12 protein-coding genes are annotated in these 13,379 nt (G+C 60.0%); 5 read left to right on the forward strand and 7 right to left on the reverse strand.

The window, feature by feature from the left end:
* Positions 1–78 precede the first annotated feature (78 nt).
* The 6 genes from CLV74_RS03450 to sucC all read right to left on the reverse strand — a co-directional run bounded on the left by CLV74_RS03450 (position 79) and on the right by sucC (position 8,328).
* Positions 79–489, reverse strand: coding sequence for an MAPEG family protein (locus CLV74_RS03450; RefSeq protein ID WP_106262824.1), 411 nt, complete (start codon positions 487–489; stop codon positions 79–81).
* Position 490: 1 nt separating this feature from the next.
* On the reverse strand, positions 491–1,357 hold the full coding sequence (locus tag CLV74_RS03455) for a sulfotransferase family 2 domain-containing protein (RefSeq protein WP_106262825.1): 867 nt from the start codon (positions 1,355–1,357) through the stop codon (positions 491–493).
* A gap of 10 nt (positions 1,358–1,367) precedes the next feature.
* The gene (gene odhB / locus CLV74_RS03460; RefSeq protein WP_106262826.1) at positions 1,368–2,876 is read right to left on the reverse strand and encodes a 2-oxoglutarate dehydrogenase complex dihydrolipoyllysine-residue succinyltransferase; all 1,509 of its coding nucleotides are present in this window, start codon (positions 2,874–2,876) and stop codon (positions 1,368–1,370) included.
* A 3-nt stretch (positions 2,877–2,879) separates the two neighbouring features.
* Positions 2,880–5,843, reverse strand: coding sequence for a 2-oxoglutarate dehydrogenase E1 component (locus CLV74_RS03465; protein WP_106262827.1), 2,964 nt, complete (start codon positions 5,841–5,843; stop codon positions 2,880–2,882).
* A gap of 97 nt (positions 5,844–5,940) precedes the next feature.
* Complete coding sequence (gene sucD / locus CLV74_RS03470; protein WP_106262828.1) at positions 5,941–6,828, reverse strand: succinate--CoA ligase subunit alpha; 888 nt, start codon at positions 6,826–6,828, stop codon at positions 5,941–5,943.
* A 306-nt stretch (positions 6,829–7,134) separates the two neighbouring features.
* Positions 7,135–8,328 (reverse strand): ADP-forming succinate--CoA ligase subunit beta, encoded by a 1,194-nt coding sequence (sucC, locus tag CLV74_RS03480; protein WP_106262830.1) that lies wholly within the window; start codon positions 8,326–8,328, stop codon positions 7,135–7,137.
* A 391-nt stretch (positions 8,329–8,719) separates the two neighbouring features.
* Between sucC and CLV74_RS03485 the strand changes: the two genes are divergently transcribed.
* On the forward strand, positions 8,720–9,706 hold the full coding sequence (locus CLV74_RS03485; RefSeq protein ID WP_170107969.1) for a glycosyltransferase family 2 protein: 987 nt from the start codon (positions 8,720–8,722) through the stop codon (positions 9,704–9,706).
* Positions 9,707–9,784: 78 nt separating this feature from the next.
* Here CLV74_RS03485 and mdh read toward each other — a convergent pair whose 3' ends face one another.
* Entirely contained in the window at positions 9,785–10,747 is a 963-nt protein-coding gene (gene mdh, locus CLV74_RS03490) for a malate dehydrogenase (RefSeq protein ID WP_106262832.1), read from the reverse strand.
* A gap of 161 nt (positions 10,748–10,908) precedes the next feature.
* Here mdh and CLV74_RS03495 point away from each other — a divergent pair, with 161 nt between their 5' ends.
* The 4 genes from CLV74_RS03495 (at position 10,909) to CLV74_RS03510 (ending at position 13,378) form a co-directional block, all read left to right on the forward strand.
* Positions 10,909–11,664: a sulfite exporter TauE/SafE family protein gene (locus tag CLV74_RS03495; RefSeq protein ID WP_106262833.1), complete on the forward strand. Its 756-nt coding sequence runs from the start codon at positions 10,909–10,911 to the stop codon at positions 11,662–11,664.
* An 87-nt stretch (positions 11,665–11,751) separates the two neighbouring features.
* On the forward strand, positions 11,752–12,609 hold the full coding sequence (locus tag CLV74_RS03500; RefSeq protein ID WP_106262834.1) for an HpcH/HpaI aldolase/citrate lyase family protein: 858 nt from the start codon (positions 11,752–11,754) through the stop codon (positions 12,607–12,609).
* A 5-nt stretch (positions 12,610–12,614) separates the two neighbouring features.
* The gene (locus tag CLV74_RS03505; protein WP_106262835.1) at positions 12,615–13,166 is read left to right on the forward strand and encodes an NnrU family protein; all 552 of its coding nucleotides are present in this window, start codon (positions 12,615–12,617) and stop codon (positions 13,164–13,166) included.
* Between the two features lie 5 nt (positions 13,167–13,171).
* Positions 13,172–13,378: a DUF1737 domain-containing protein gene (locus CLV74_RS03510; RefSeq protein ID WP_106262836.1), complete on the forward strand. Its 207-nt coding sequence runs from the start codon at positions 13,172–13,174 to the stop codon at positions 13,376–13,378.
* The last annotated feature ends 1 nt before the right edge of the window (position 13,379 follow it).

Consider the following 13,379-nt stretch of genomic DNA (forward strand, 5'->3'; position numbering starts at 1 on the left):
CCGGGGGCGCTGCCCCCGGACCCCCGAGGTATTTGTGCCAAGCTGAATGGGCATTGGCGGGTTAGGGTTGGCGGCGGCTTAGAAAAGCGCCGCGACGAGCATGGTGGTGGTGGCCAGAAAGCCGACCGCCCAGATGTAGGAGCGCCACGGAACCCAAGCGAAGGCATAGGCGGGCACGTAGAGAATGCGGGCTGCGAGATAGGTCCAAGCACAGATTTGGGTGAGCGCTGTGGACTGGTCCGACAGGGTGGTGACCACGCAGGCGATGGTGAAGAGGATGAGCCCTTCGAAGTGGTTGTTCAGGGCGCGAAAGAGGCGGCCTGTGCGGGGGGAGACCTGCTCGATCAGGGGTTTGCCGAGGCGGTCAGGATCGCGGGGGCCGAGGGTTTTGCCGCGGCCGAGTTCAAGGTTCGCGGGGACCGACATCAGGATGTATTGGACCACTTGCAAGAGGGCCGCGAGGGTGAGGACGGTGAGTTCGGTGGTCATCTCAGGCAGCCTTTGCGGCATCGGGGTCGTAGTCGAACTGGGCGAAGTCGGGGCCGTAGATACGGGTGATCCGCTGGCGGACGGCGGGCGTTAGCAGGGCGTCTTTCGGTGTGCTGTCGGCGTTCTGGTTCGCAGCTTTGGCTTTGAAGGTCGCGGGCAGGGGTTGGTTCAGACGGGCGGCGACGTCTTTGAAGAACGTACCGAGGTCTTCGGTCTTGCCGATCAGGTGGGCATCAAAGAGCCCGGGCCGGATGTTGCCGTGCTGGGGGCGCCAGTGTGGGTTCACCTCTTGGAGGCCGCGGTTTTGAATGTCACTTGCGATGTAGTCGAGGAACTTCTCAAAACCGGTTGCGGTGCGGGGATCGTTGTCCCAGTCAAAGCCGACCATAGCGTTCATGCGCACGCGGTCCCAGGCGAACCAATGGCGGGCCATCTCATCCGATTTGCAGAGATACAGGTAGGCTGACACGGCGCGGGAATAGGGGTTGCGGACGGTGGTCAGGCGAAGGGCGTTGGCGAATACATCCTGACTGTCTTCGGTGTCCGCAAGGCTGCGGAACACATCGAATTCGGCCAGACGGTGCGCGACCACATCCGGATTGATGTCAAAGGGGACAAGGAGATGGGCGGATAGGGGCCGCCCGAACTCGAGTTCAAAGAGAAAGCGCTTGGTCGAGGAAGTGCCGGATTTTCCGTTGCCGCAGTAGAGCCAGCGTTTCGAGGCTGGAAAGAACTGTTGTTCCAGCCAACTCTGGGTCTCTTCCCGTGTCCGCAAGCGGGCAGGGTAGCGGTTGGCCCAGGCGTCCAGATTTTTCTGGCGCCCGGGACCGGAAAGCTTGGGCGTATGGAAAACGTCCCCCACGACCATGCAACGCGCTTTAGATGTCCATCAGCAGGCGACGGGGATCTTCCAGCGCTTCTTTGACGCGCACGAGGAAGGTCACAGCGCCTTTGCCGTCGACGATACGGTGGTCGTAGGACAGCGCGAGGTACATCATGGGGCGGATTTCGACCTTGCCGTTGATGGCCATCGGACGATCCTGGATCTTGTGCATGCCGAGGATACCCGACTGCGGGGGGTTCAGGATCGGCGAGGACATCAGCGAGCCGTAGACGCCGCCGTTCGAAATGGTGAACGAGCCGCCCTGCATCTCTGCCATGGACAGTTTGCCGTCACGGGCGCGGCGGCCTTTTTCACCGATCTCTTTTTCGATCTCGGCGAAGGACTTCTGGTCCACGTCACGCAGAACGGGAACAACTAGACCCTGCGGGGTGCCAGCTGCGATGCCCATGTGGACGTAGTTCTTGTAGACCACATCGGTGCCGTCGATCTCGGCGTTTACCTCGGGCACTTCTTTCAGAGCGTGCACACAGGCTTTGGTGAAGAACGACATGAAGCCCATACGGACGCCGTGCTTTTTCTCGAACGCGTCTTTGTACTGGTTCCGGAGCGCCATTACCTCGGTCATGTCCACCTCGTTGTAGGTGGTCAGCATGGCTGCGGTGTTCTGGGCGTCCTTCAGACGGCGCGCGATGGTCTGGCGCAGACGGGTCATTTTCACGCGCTCTTCGCGTGCTGCATCGTCGGCGTTCGCGGTGCCACGGGGGGCAGCAGCAGGGGCAGGCGCGGCGGTTGCTGCGGCAGCGACGGCTGCGGCGGCCTTGGCCACGTCTTCTTTCATGATGCGACCGTCACGGCCCGAACCCTGAACCTGAGCGGCGGTCAGACCGGCCTCGGCCATGGCTTTCTTGGCGGCGGGCGCGTGCTCGACGTCTTTGCCGGTGCTGGCTGCTGCGGGTGCGGCAGCGGCAGGCGCGGCGGCGGGGGCAGCAGCGGCTGCGCCTTCGCCCGATGCGATCACGCCTAGTTTGCCGCCAGCCTCAACGGTGGTGCCTTCGGCAAACAGGATTTCGGTCAGAACGCCAGCTGCGGGTGCGGGCACTTCGACCGACACTTTGTCGGTTTCCAGCTCGCACAGCATTTCGTCTTGCGCGACGGTATCGCCGACCTTTTTGAACCAGGTCGAAACGGTGGCTTCGGTGACGGATTCGCCCAGAGTGGGGACCATGACGTCAACCGATGCAGCCGCCGCAGCAGCAGCGGGAGCCGCTGCGGGCGCCTTGGCTGCGGGTGCGGGCGCTGCGGCTTCGCCGCTGGCGCTGATGTTGGCCAGCAGAGCGTCAACGCCGACGGTCTCGCCTTCGTTGGCAACGATCTCGGCCAGAACACCGGCTGCGGGCGAGGGAACCTCGACGGTGACCTTGTCGGTTTCCAGTTCGCACAGCATTTCGTCAGCCTCGACACGGTCGCCGGGCTTTTTGAACCAGGTGGCGACAGTTGCCTCGGTCACGGATTCACCCAGCGTGGGGACACGGACTTCAGTCATTGTTTAGTTTCCTTCGACTGTCAGCGCTTCGTCGACGAGCGCGGCTTGTTGTGCTTTGTGTTGCGATGCCAGACCCGTTGCAGGCGATGCGCTGGCGGCGCGGCCGACGTAACGGGGACGGCCATGCTTTGCTTTGATGCGGCCCAGAACCCATTCGATGTTGGGTTCGATGAAGGTCCATGCACCCTGGTTCTTGGGTTCTTCCTGACACCAGATCATCTCTGCGCCGGGGAAGCGTTCCAGTTCCTTGACCAGCGAGATCGCGGGGAAGGGGTAGAACTGTTCGATACGCAGCAGGTAGACGTCATCGATGCCACGGGCGTCACGCTCTTCCAGCAGGTCGTAGTAGACCTTGCCCGAACACATGACCACGCGCTTGATCTTGTCGTCCGACACCAGCTGGGTGTCCGAGTTGCCGCGTTCCGCATCGTCCCACAGGACGCGGTGGAAGCTGGAGCCAGTGGTGAAGTCCTCGGCCTTGCTGATGCACATCTTGTGACGCAGCAGCGATTTCGGGGTCATCAGAACCAGCGGCTTACGGTAGCTGCGGTGCATCTGGCGACGCAGGATGTGGAAGTAGTTCGCCGGGGTCGAGCAGTTCGCCACGATCCAGTTGTCCTGACCACACATCTGCAGGAAACGCTCCAGACGGGCCGAGCTGTGCTCGGGGCCCTGACCTTCAAAGCCGTGGGGCAGAAGGCAGACCAGACCCGACATACGCAGCCATTTGCTTTCGCCCGAGCAGATGAACTGGTCGAACATGATCTGCGCGCCGTTGGCGAAGTCGCCGAACTGGGCTTCCCACATGGTCAGCGCGTTGGGTTCCGCCAGCGAGTAGCCGTATTCGAAGCCCAGAACCGCGTATTCCGACAGCATCGAGTCGATGACTTCATAGCGGGCCTGACCTTCGCGGATGTTGTTGAGCGGGTAGTAACGCTCTTCCGTGGTCTGGTCGATGAAGGCCGAGTGACGCTGCGAGAAGGTGCCGCGGGTCGAGTCCTGACCAGCCAGACGAACCGGATAGCCCTCGGTCAGAAGCGAGCCGAACGCCAGTGCTTCGCCGGTCGCCCAGTCAAAGCCTTCGCCGGTTTCGAACATCTGCTTTTTGGCTTCCAGCTGACGGGCAACGGTCTTGTGGATGTCCACAGTCTCGGGTGCGTGCACCAGAGACTTGCCGACCTCTGCCATCGTCTCGGGCTTAATGGCGGTTTTGCCGCGCTGGTACTTTTCGCCCTGCTTGTTCAGGTGCGACCAGCGGCCATCCAGCCAGTCAGCCTTGTTCGGCTTGAAGGTTTTGCCGGTCTCGAACTCTTCGTTCAGATAGGCTTGGAACTGCGCCTTCATATCCTCGATTTCGCCTTCGGGGATCAGGCCGTCCTTGACCAGACGCTCGGTGTAGAGCGAAAGGGTGGTCTTTTGGGTTTTGATCTTCTTGTACATCTGAGGGTTGGTGAACATGGGTTCATCCCCCTCGTTGTGACCGAAACGACGGTAGCAGAAGATGTCGATCACCACGTCCTTGTGGAACTTCTGACGGAATTCGGTCGCCACTTTGGCCGCGTGGACAACAGCCTCGGGGTCGTCGCCGTTCACGTGGAAGATCGGCGCTTCGACCATCAGGGCGATGTCGGTCGGGTAGGGCGAGCTGCGCGAGAAGTGCGGCGCGGTGGTGAAACCGATCTGGTTGTTCACAACGATATGCATGGTGCCGCCGGTGCGGTGACCGACCAGACCCGACATACCAAAGCATTCCGCCACAACGCCCTGACCTGCAAAGGCGGCGTCGCCGTGCAGCAGGATCGGCAGAACCTGTTCGCGGGACTTGTCACCCAGCTGTTCCTGCTTGGCGCGGACCTTACCTAGAACGACGGGGTTCACCGCCTCAAGGTGCGAGGGGTTCGCGGTCAGCGACAGGTGGACCGAGTTGTCATCGAACGAACGGTCCGACGAAGCACCAAGGTGGTATTTCACGTCGCCCGAACCATCAACGTCCTCGGGCTTGAAGCTGCCGCCCTGGAATTCGTTGAAGATCGCGCGGTAGGGCTTGTTCATCACGTTGGCCAGAACCGACAGACGGCCGCGGTGGGGCATGCCGATGACGATCTCTTTCACACCCAGCGCGCCACCGCGCTTGATGATCTGTTCCATCGCGGGGATCAGCGATTCACCACCGTCGAGGCCGAAACGCTTGGTGCCCATGTATTTCACGTGCAGGAACTTTTCGAAGCCTTCGGCCTCGACCAGTTTGTTCAGAATCGCGCGGCGGCCTTCACGGGTGAAGGTGATTTCCTTGCCGTAGCCTTCGATGCGCTCTTTCAGCCAGCTGGACTGCTCGGGGTCCGAGATGTGCATGTACTGCAACGCGAAGGTGCCGCAGTAGGTGCGCTTGAGAACGTCAATGATCTGGCGCATCGAGGCGATCTGCAGACCAAGCACGTTGTCGATAAAGATCGGACGGTCCATGTCGGCTTCGGTGAAGCCGTAGGCATTGGGGTTCAGTTCGGGGTGGGGCTCACGGCCGTGCAGACCCAGCGGGTCCAGGTCGGCGGCCAGGTGGCCACGAATACGGTAGGCGCGGATCAGCATCAGGGCGCGGATCGAGTCCAGCACTGCGCGCTTGATCGCTTCGTCGGTAACTTCGACGCCTTTTTCGGCGGCTTTGGCTTTGATCTTGTCGCCAGCGCCTTTGGCTTCTTTGGCCGCTTCGGGCCATTCGCCAGTCAGAGCCCAAACGTTGTCGCCAGCCGGCATCGGCGGCCAGTCAGTACGGCCCCACGAGGCACCATCGGCCTCTTTCTTGACGTCGACCTCACCATCGCCAAGAGCGGCGAAGAAGGCCTGCCAGGATTCATCGACCGAAGAAGGGTCGGTGGCATAACGGGCGTATAGCTGCTCGATGTACTCGGCGTTATGCCCCTGAAGGAAGCTCGAGGCATGGAACTGGTCGTTCGGGGATTGGTCGGTCATTTGGGTGCACCTGTTTAGGTTGGACCCGCCCGAAGCGTCCTTCGGGCGGGCTGTGCGTTTTGGGTGATGCCCCCGAGTGGCGGGGCACCAGAAGGCCTTAGCCCAGTTCGATAGCCTTCAGAACGGCTTCGCCCAGGGTTGCGGGGCTATCAGCAACAATGATGCCAGCCGACTTCATGGCTTCGATCTTGTCTTCTGCGCCACCTTTGCCGCCTGCGACGATCGCACCGGCGTGACCCATGCGACGGCCCGGAGGGGCGGTGCGGCCCGCGATGAAACCAGCTGTGGGCTTCCAACGGCCTTTTTTCTTCTGCTCTTTCAGGAACTCGGCTGCTTCTTCTTCAGCCGAACCACCGATCTCACCGATCATGATGATCGATTGGGTTTCGGGATCGTCCAGGAACATATCCAGCACGTCGATGTGCTCGGTGCCTTTGATGGGGTCGCCACCGATGCCGACTGCGCTGGACTGGCCCAGACCTGCGTCCGAAGTCTGTTTCACAGCTTCGTAGGTCAGGGTACCCGAGCGCGACACAACGCCGACCGAGCCACGCTTGTGGATGTGGCCGGGCATAATGCCGATTTTGCAGGCGCCGGGGGTGATGACACCGGGGCAGTTCGGGCCGATCAGGCGCGACTTGCTGTCGATCAGGGCGCGCTTCACCTTCATCATATCCAGAACCGGGATACCTTCGGTGATGCAGACGATCAGTTCCATTTCCGCGTCGATGGCCTCGAGGATCGAGTCCGCTGCGAACGGCGGGGGAACGTAGATCACGGTCGCGTTGGCTTCGGTCACGTGCTTTGCTTCGTGAACCGAGTTGAACACGGGCAGGTCCAGATGGGTCTGGCCGCCTTTACCGGGGGTGACGCCGCCGACCATTTTGGTGCCGTAAGCAATGGCCTGTTCGGTGTGGAAAGTACCCTGCGAGCCGGTCAGGCCCTGACAGATGACTTTGGTGTTTTCGTCGATGAGGACTGCCATCTTGGCGTTCTCCTAATTAGTTTGACGTATTGCGCGGATCGGAACCCGCGCGGTGTTGTTCGTCAGTCAAAAGCTGTGCGTGTCACTATCTGGTCTTGCGAGGCGCTGTACCCTTGCGGGACGTAGCCTATCGGACCTGGCGCCGCATCGATCGGGATACCCGACAAGGCGGTGGGCTGCTGGCCCGCAGGATACTGGATAAAATCTTCGTCCTGGCTGGCCCCCGCCGCATGTTCGGGGGCGTTATAATTTACACAGGCCGAAAGAAACAAAACACTCGCAAAAACAGCAACACGCATTCGGTAATTAACCTTTCACAGCTTTAACAATCTTCTCTGCACCATCACTCAGGTTGTCAGCGGCGATCACATCAAGACCAGAGGTGTTGATGATTTCCTTGCCCTTTTCTACGTTGGTGCCTTCCAAACGGACAACCAGCGGAACTTTCAGGCCGACTTCCTTAACGGCGGCGATCACGCCCTCGGCGATCACGTCACAACGCATGATGCCACCGAAGATGTTAACCAGGATACCCTTAACATTGGGGTCCGAGGTGATGATCTTGAACGCTTCGGTCACTTTCTCTTTGGTGGCGCCGCCACCAACGTCGAGGAAGTTTGCGGGCTCAGCGCCGTAGAGTTTGATGATGTCCATGGTGGCCATCGCCAGACCTGCGCCGTTCACCATGCAGCCGATCTCGCCGTCCAGCGCGATGTAGTTCAGGTCGAACTTCGAAGCTGCCAGTTCTTTGGGATCTTCTTCGGTTTCGTCGCGCAGAGCTGCAACATCTGCGTGGCGGTAGACAGCGTTGCCGTCAAAGCCAAGCTTGGCGTCCAGCACCTTGAGGTTGCCGTCTTCCATGACGATCAGCGGGTTAATCTCCAGCATCTCCATGTCCTTCTCGACGAAGGCGGTGTAGAGCTGGCCCATCAGTTTCACGCACTGCTTGACCTGACCACCTTCCAGACCCAGGGCGAACGCGATGCGACGGCCGTGGTAGGGCTGGTAGCCGGTTGCAGGGTCAACCGAGAACGACAGGATCTTTTCGGGGGTCGACGCTGCGACTTCCTCGATGTCCATACCGCCTTCGGTCGAGCAGACAAAGCTGATGCGGCTGCTGACGCGGTCGACCAGAAGGGCAAGGTACAGCTCGCGGCTGATGTCCGAACCATCTTCGATGTAGATGCGGTTCACCTGCTTGCCTGCGGGGCCGGTCTGGTGGGTAACCAGAGTACGACCCAGCATCTTCTTGGCTTCTTCCGCAGCCTCTTCGACCGACTTGGCAAGGCGGACACCGCCCTTTTCGCCAGCGTCAGCTTCTTTGAACTTGCCTTTGCCACGGCCACCGGCGTGGATCTGAGCTTTCACAACCCACAGGGGGCCGTCCAGCTCGCCAGCGGCAGTTTTGGCGTCTTCGGCCTTGAGCACGACGCGGCCGTCGCTGACCGGTGCGCCGTATTCGCGCAGCAGAGCCTTGGCCTGATATTCGTGGATGTTCATGGACCTGTCCCATCTTGCTGAAATTCCTGACCTGTATACGCGCCAGATTCCTGCGGATTAAGACAAAACTGCGCGGGCAGGCGTGAAATAGCCGATTTTCTGGCATTTGTGATCACAGGCTTAAAACGTGTGATCACAAATCGGGAGCCGCCTGAGTCTGTTCGAGAATATGTTACCGCGAACGGGGGCGAGTCGGCCTTTGCATCCACAAGAATGGCGATTCACATACGATCGGATTGTTGGCTATATCCACCGTGTGCCGTCGGGTATGCGGTGGTTCTATAGTTTCAGTGGCCTTGCGCAAAGGCCAAAAGCCAGCTTGACTGTAGGTAAGGGTAACGTAGGCAGGACCGTGCAAGCAGACAGACAAAGCTTAAGTTGGGCAATCGTGATGACCGCCAAAGAGCCTGCCGCTCTGGTCCTTGCGAATGTTGGCTGGCACCTGTCTTTGGGCGCGCGTGAGGTGCATGTCTATCTGGACGATCCGTTGGACCCCGTGGCCGAGCCTTTGCGCAAGCTGGACCGCGTGCGTGTGGTTTTATGCGATGATGCCCATTGGCAGCGGCTGGGGCCCGACGCTCAGCACGCCATGCAGACCCGCCGCCAGTCCCTGAACGCGACCGAAGCCTACAAGATGACCGAAGCCGGATGGATGATCCATCTGGACGCGGATGAGTTCCTGTACCCGCAGGGGGACATGACCCAGATTATGGCGGACGCCTATACGATGGGCGCGGATTTCCTGCGTGTCCGTCCGTGGGAACGCACCTATGTTCGGCGCAATCCCGAGGGCCTATTCGAAGGGGCCTTTCGCATTCCGGTCGGTGGGGGCGAGGCCGAGAACTGGCGCCTCTTCGGCGATATCTCGGAATTTCTGACCAAGGGAATGACCGGCCATGCGGCGGGGAAGTCCATGGTTCAGGTCGGGCAGGATTTGCGACTGGGAATTCACACGCCAAAGAAAAAGGGCGTGCAGCTAGAGGGGCGTCCGCTGTCCGATCTGGTGCTGCTGCATTTCGACGGCATGACGCCTTTGCACTGGATGATGAAAATCCTGCGCTATCGTTTGGTGGATGCGGGCCGCATTCACCGGATGCTTGGGGGGCACCGTCAGGCGCAGGTACTGGCGGGGGTCGAGGCCTGCGAGAGCATGACCGACCTGCTGGAGTTTCATAATCTGCTAAAGCTCACCCGTCGCCGGATGCGCATCCGGCTGGAACAGACTGGCCGCTATAACTCGCTGGAGTTTGCGCCGCATGAGGCCATCACCAAGGCACTTGGATATATGCCTGATCTCTCGGTCGATGGGTTTGACGCGGAACTGCGTCGCCGCCATCCGGAACTGCTGGGTCTGCTGCCCGACCGGATGCCTGCCTGATCCTTTGGCAAAGGCGCAAAGAAAAAGGCCGGTGGGCACTGCGCCACCGGCCTTTCACGTTCTTACCCGATGCGGCGATTATGCCAGCGAGGGGTCGATCTCTTTACAAGCTGCAACCAGACCTTTAACCGCGTCGACCGACTTGTCGAACATGGCCTGCTCGTCTTTGTTCAGCTTGATGTCCACGACTTTCTCGATGCCGCCGGCGCCGATGATGGTGGGAACGCCAACGTAGAAGCCGTTCAGACCGAATGCGTTGTCAACATAGGCCGCGCAGGGCAGCAGACGCTTTTGGTCTTTCAGGTAGGCTTCTGCCATCTCGATGGCCGAGGTCGCAGGTGCGTAGAAGGCCGAGCCGTTGCCCAGGTACTTCACGATTTCTGCGCCGCCGTCACGGGTACGCTGAACGATTGCGTCCAGTTTCTCCTGGCTGGTCCAGCCCATCTCTACCAGATCGGGCAGGGGGATACCGGCAACGGTCGAGTAGCGGGTCAGCGGCACCATGGTGTCGCCGTGGCCGCCCAGAACGAATGCGGTGACGTCGCGCATCGACACATCGAACTCGAGGCTCAGGAAGTGACGGAAGCGGGCTGCGTCCAGAACGCCAGCCATGCCGCAAACCTTGTTCGCGGGCAGACCCGAGAACTGCTGCAGCGCCCATACCATCGCGTCCAGCGGGTTGGTGATGCAGATTACGAATGCGTCGGGTGCGTGGGCTTTGATGCCTTCGCCAACCGACTTCATAACCTTCAGGTTGATACCCAGCAGGTCGTCGCGGCTCATGCCGGGCTTGCGGGGCACACCTGCGGTCACGATGCAGACGTCTGCGCCAGCAATGTCGGCGTAGTCCTGAGTGCCCTTCAGCTTGGCATCAAAGCCGGCAACGGGGCCGGATTCAGCGATGTCGAGCGCTTTACCCTGCGGGGTACCTTCTGCGATGTCGAACAGAACGACGTCGCCGAGTTCTTTCATCGCTGCCAGGTGTGCGAGGGTGCCGCCGATCTGACCTGCGCCAATAAGGGCAATCTTGGGTCGAGCCATGGATTTCATCTCCGGGTCGGTTGAAATTGGCCATTTGGGTAGTGCTTTGTTTGCCTTCGCGCAAGTGTGCTGCGATGCGGCAGATGCGATTGCGACTCTATTGTGAACGCTAACGTCGTGCTAAAGCCTTTGTTGTATGCGTTTTTTTGAAAGGAAATTTCGTGGTCTCTTTCGACCTGATGTTTTTCGCAATCACCATCCCTGCCGTACTTTTTGCTGGAATTTCAAAGGCGGGCTTCGGTTCGGGGGCCGCTTTTGCGTCGTCTTCGATTCTGGCTTTGGTGCTGGAGCCGGGGGTCGCGCTGGGAATTATGCTGCCGCTTTTGATGCTGATGGATATTTTCAGCCTGCGCCCATATTGGCGGCGTTGGAGCTGGCTGGATTTCAAGCGGATCGCTATCGGTGCGCTGCCCGGTGTGGCGCTGGGGGCGTGGTTGTATGACATCGCTGATCCGGACCTGTTCCGCCTGTTGATCGGGGGAATCAGCTTGGGATTCGTGGCCTGGGTGATTGCCCGTGCGCGCGGTTGGGTGCGGATTTCCACTGATCCTGCGGGGCCCGTTTGGGGCGGCGTTGCGGGGCTGGCGGCGGGCTTTACCAGCTTTGTCAGCCACGCGGGCGGCCCGCCTGTGGCCGTTTATCTGCTGCGCCAAGGGTTAGAGAAAACTGCGTTTCAGGCGACAACAGTGATCACCTTCTGGGCGATCAACCTGATGAAGTTCATCCCCTATTCGACGCTGGGGATTTTCACCCGCCAGACCCTGACTGCCGATCTTCTGTTGGCGCCTTTTGCAGTGATTGGCGTTTTCTTGGGCGTTCGGGCCCATCATCTGGTCCCCGAGAAGCCGTTTTTCATGTTTACCTATGTCGCTCTGACCCTGACTGGGATCAAACTGATCTGGGATGGATTGTTCTAAAGTATTCTGCGGCGCGGCGAGATTGCGCTTGAAATAGTCGGTCGAAAATGTATCCATCCGCGCAAGATTATTGCGAGGAGATTTCTCATGGACGGCACCACACGGCCCACCCGCTCGGTACTTTACATCCCCGGCTCGAAAGAGCGTGCGCTGGAAAAGGCCAAAACTCTGGCCGTCGATGCGATCATCTTCGACCTCGAAGATGCGGTTGCGATCGATGAGAAAGTCGGCGCGCGCGACACGCTGAAAGCGGCGTTGGATGCGGGCGGCTTCGGCAACCGTATGAAGATCGTGCGCATTAACGGTTTGGACACCGAATGGGGCGAAGATGACGCCCGCGCCGTGGCCGACATGGCCTGTGATGCGGTCCTTCTGCCCAAGGTTGATGGCCCCGCGCAGTTGGACGCGCTGGCCGCGCTGGTCGGTGACAAGCCTCTGTGGGCGATGATGGAGACCTGCGCTGGCATGTTGAACGCCAACGCAATCGCGGCGCATCCGAAGCTGGAAGGCTTTGTCATGGGCACCAACGATCTGGCGAAAGAGCTGAACACCCGCTTCCGCGCCGACCGTCTGCCGATGCTGACCAGCTTGCAACTGTGTCTGCTGGCGGCCAAAGCCAACGGTGTGACCATCGTGGATGGCGTTTACAACGCGTTCAAGGATGACGAAGGCCTGAAGGCCGAGTGCGATCAAGGCCGTGACATGGGCTTTGACGGCAAGACCCTGATCCATCCGGCGCAGGTTGCTGTCTGCAACGATGCCTTTGCCCCCTCTGAGGCCGAGATTGATCTGGCCAAGCGTCAGATCGAAGCTTTTGAGGCCGCTGAGGCCGCAGGGCAGGGCGTTGCGGTGGTCGACGGCAAGATCGTCGAAAATCTGCACATTGTCACAGCGAAGAAAATTCTGGCACAAGCGGAGGCAATTGCAGCTCTAGCCGCGGAGTAAGCCAGATGCTTATCCTGATCCTCGGTCTCCTGCTTTGGGCAGGGGGCCACTATTACAAGCGAATTTTGCCCGAAATTCATGAACAGATGGGGCAGAAGGCCAAAGGCCTGTCGACCCTACTGATCGTGATGGGCTTGGCGATGATGATCGTCGGCTACCGGAATGCCGATTTCATCAACGTGTGGTATCCGCCCACGTGGACGGTGCATCTGAACAACCTGCTGATGCTGGTTGCAGTGTTCTGTCTGGGAACGGCCCACACCAAAGGCCGTCTGCGCGGCTGGACGCGGCACCCGATGCTGATCTCGGTCAAAATCTGGGCGGTGGCGCATTTGCTTGTGAACGGGGATCTGGCCTCGATCGTACTGTTCGGCGGCATGCTGCTATGGGCAGGCGTTCAGGTCATGCTGATCAATCGCGCAGCGCCTGAATGGGAGCGTCCCGAAAAGGGCCCGGCCAAGAAGGACGTCATCCTTGTGATTGCCACGCTGGTTGCCTTTGGCGTCATCACCGGCATTCATATGGCCTTGGGCGTTTCGCCCTTCCCACAAGGATAAGACTGATGAGCAAAATCTATCGTTTTCTGACCGAGGACGACACCTCGGCCTTCTGCCACAAGGTATCGCTGGCCCTGTCCAAGGGCTGGGTGCTGGAGGGCAGCCCGACCTATGCGTTTGACCACTCTACCGGCAAGATGCGGTGCGGTCAGGCGGTCACAAAAGAGATTGCGGGTGAGTACACCCCTGAAATGAAACTCGGAGAGCAATGAC

This window comes from Donghicola tyrosinivorans, assembly GCF_003003355.1.
GTDB lineage: Bacteria > Pseudomonadota > Alphaproteobacteria > Rhodobacterales > Rhodobacteraceae > Donghicola > Donghicola tyrosinivorans.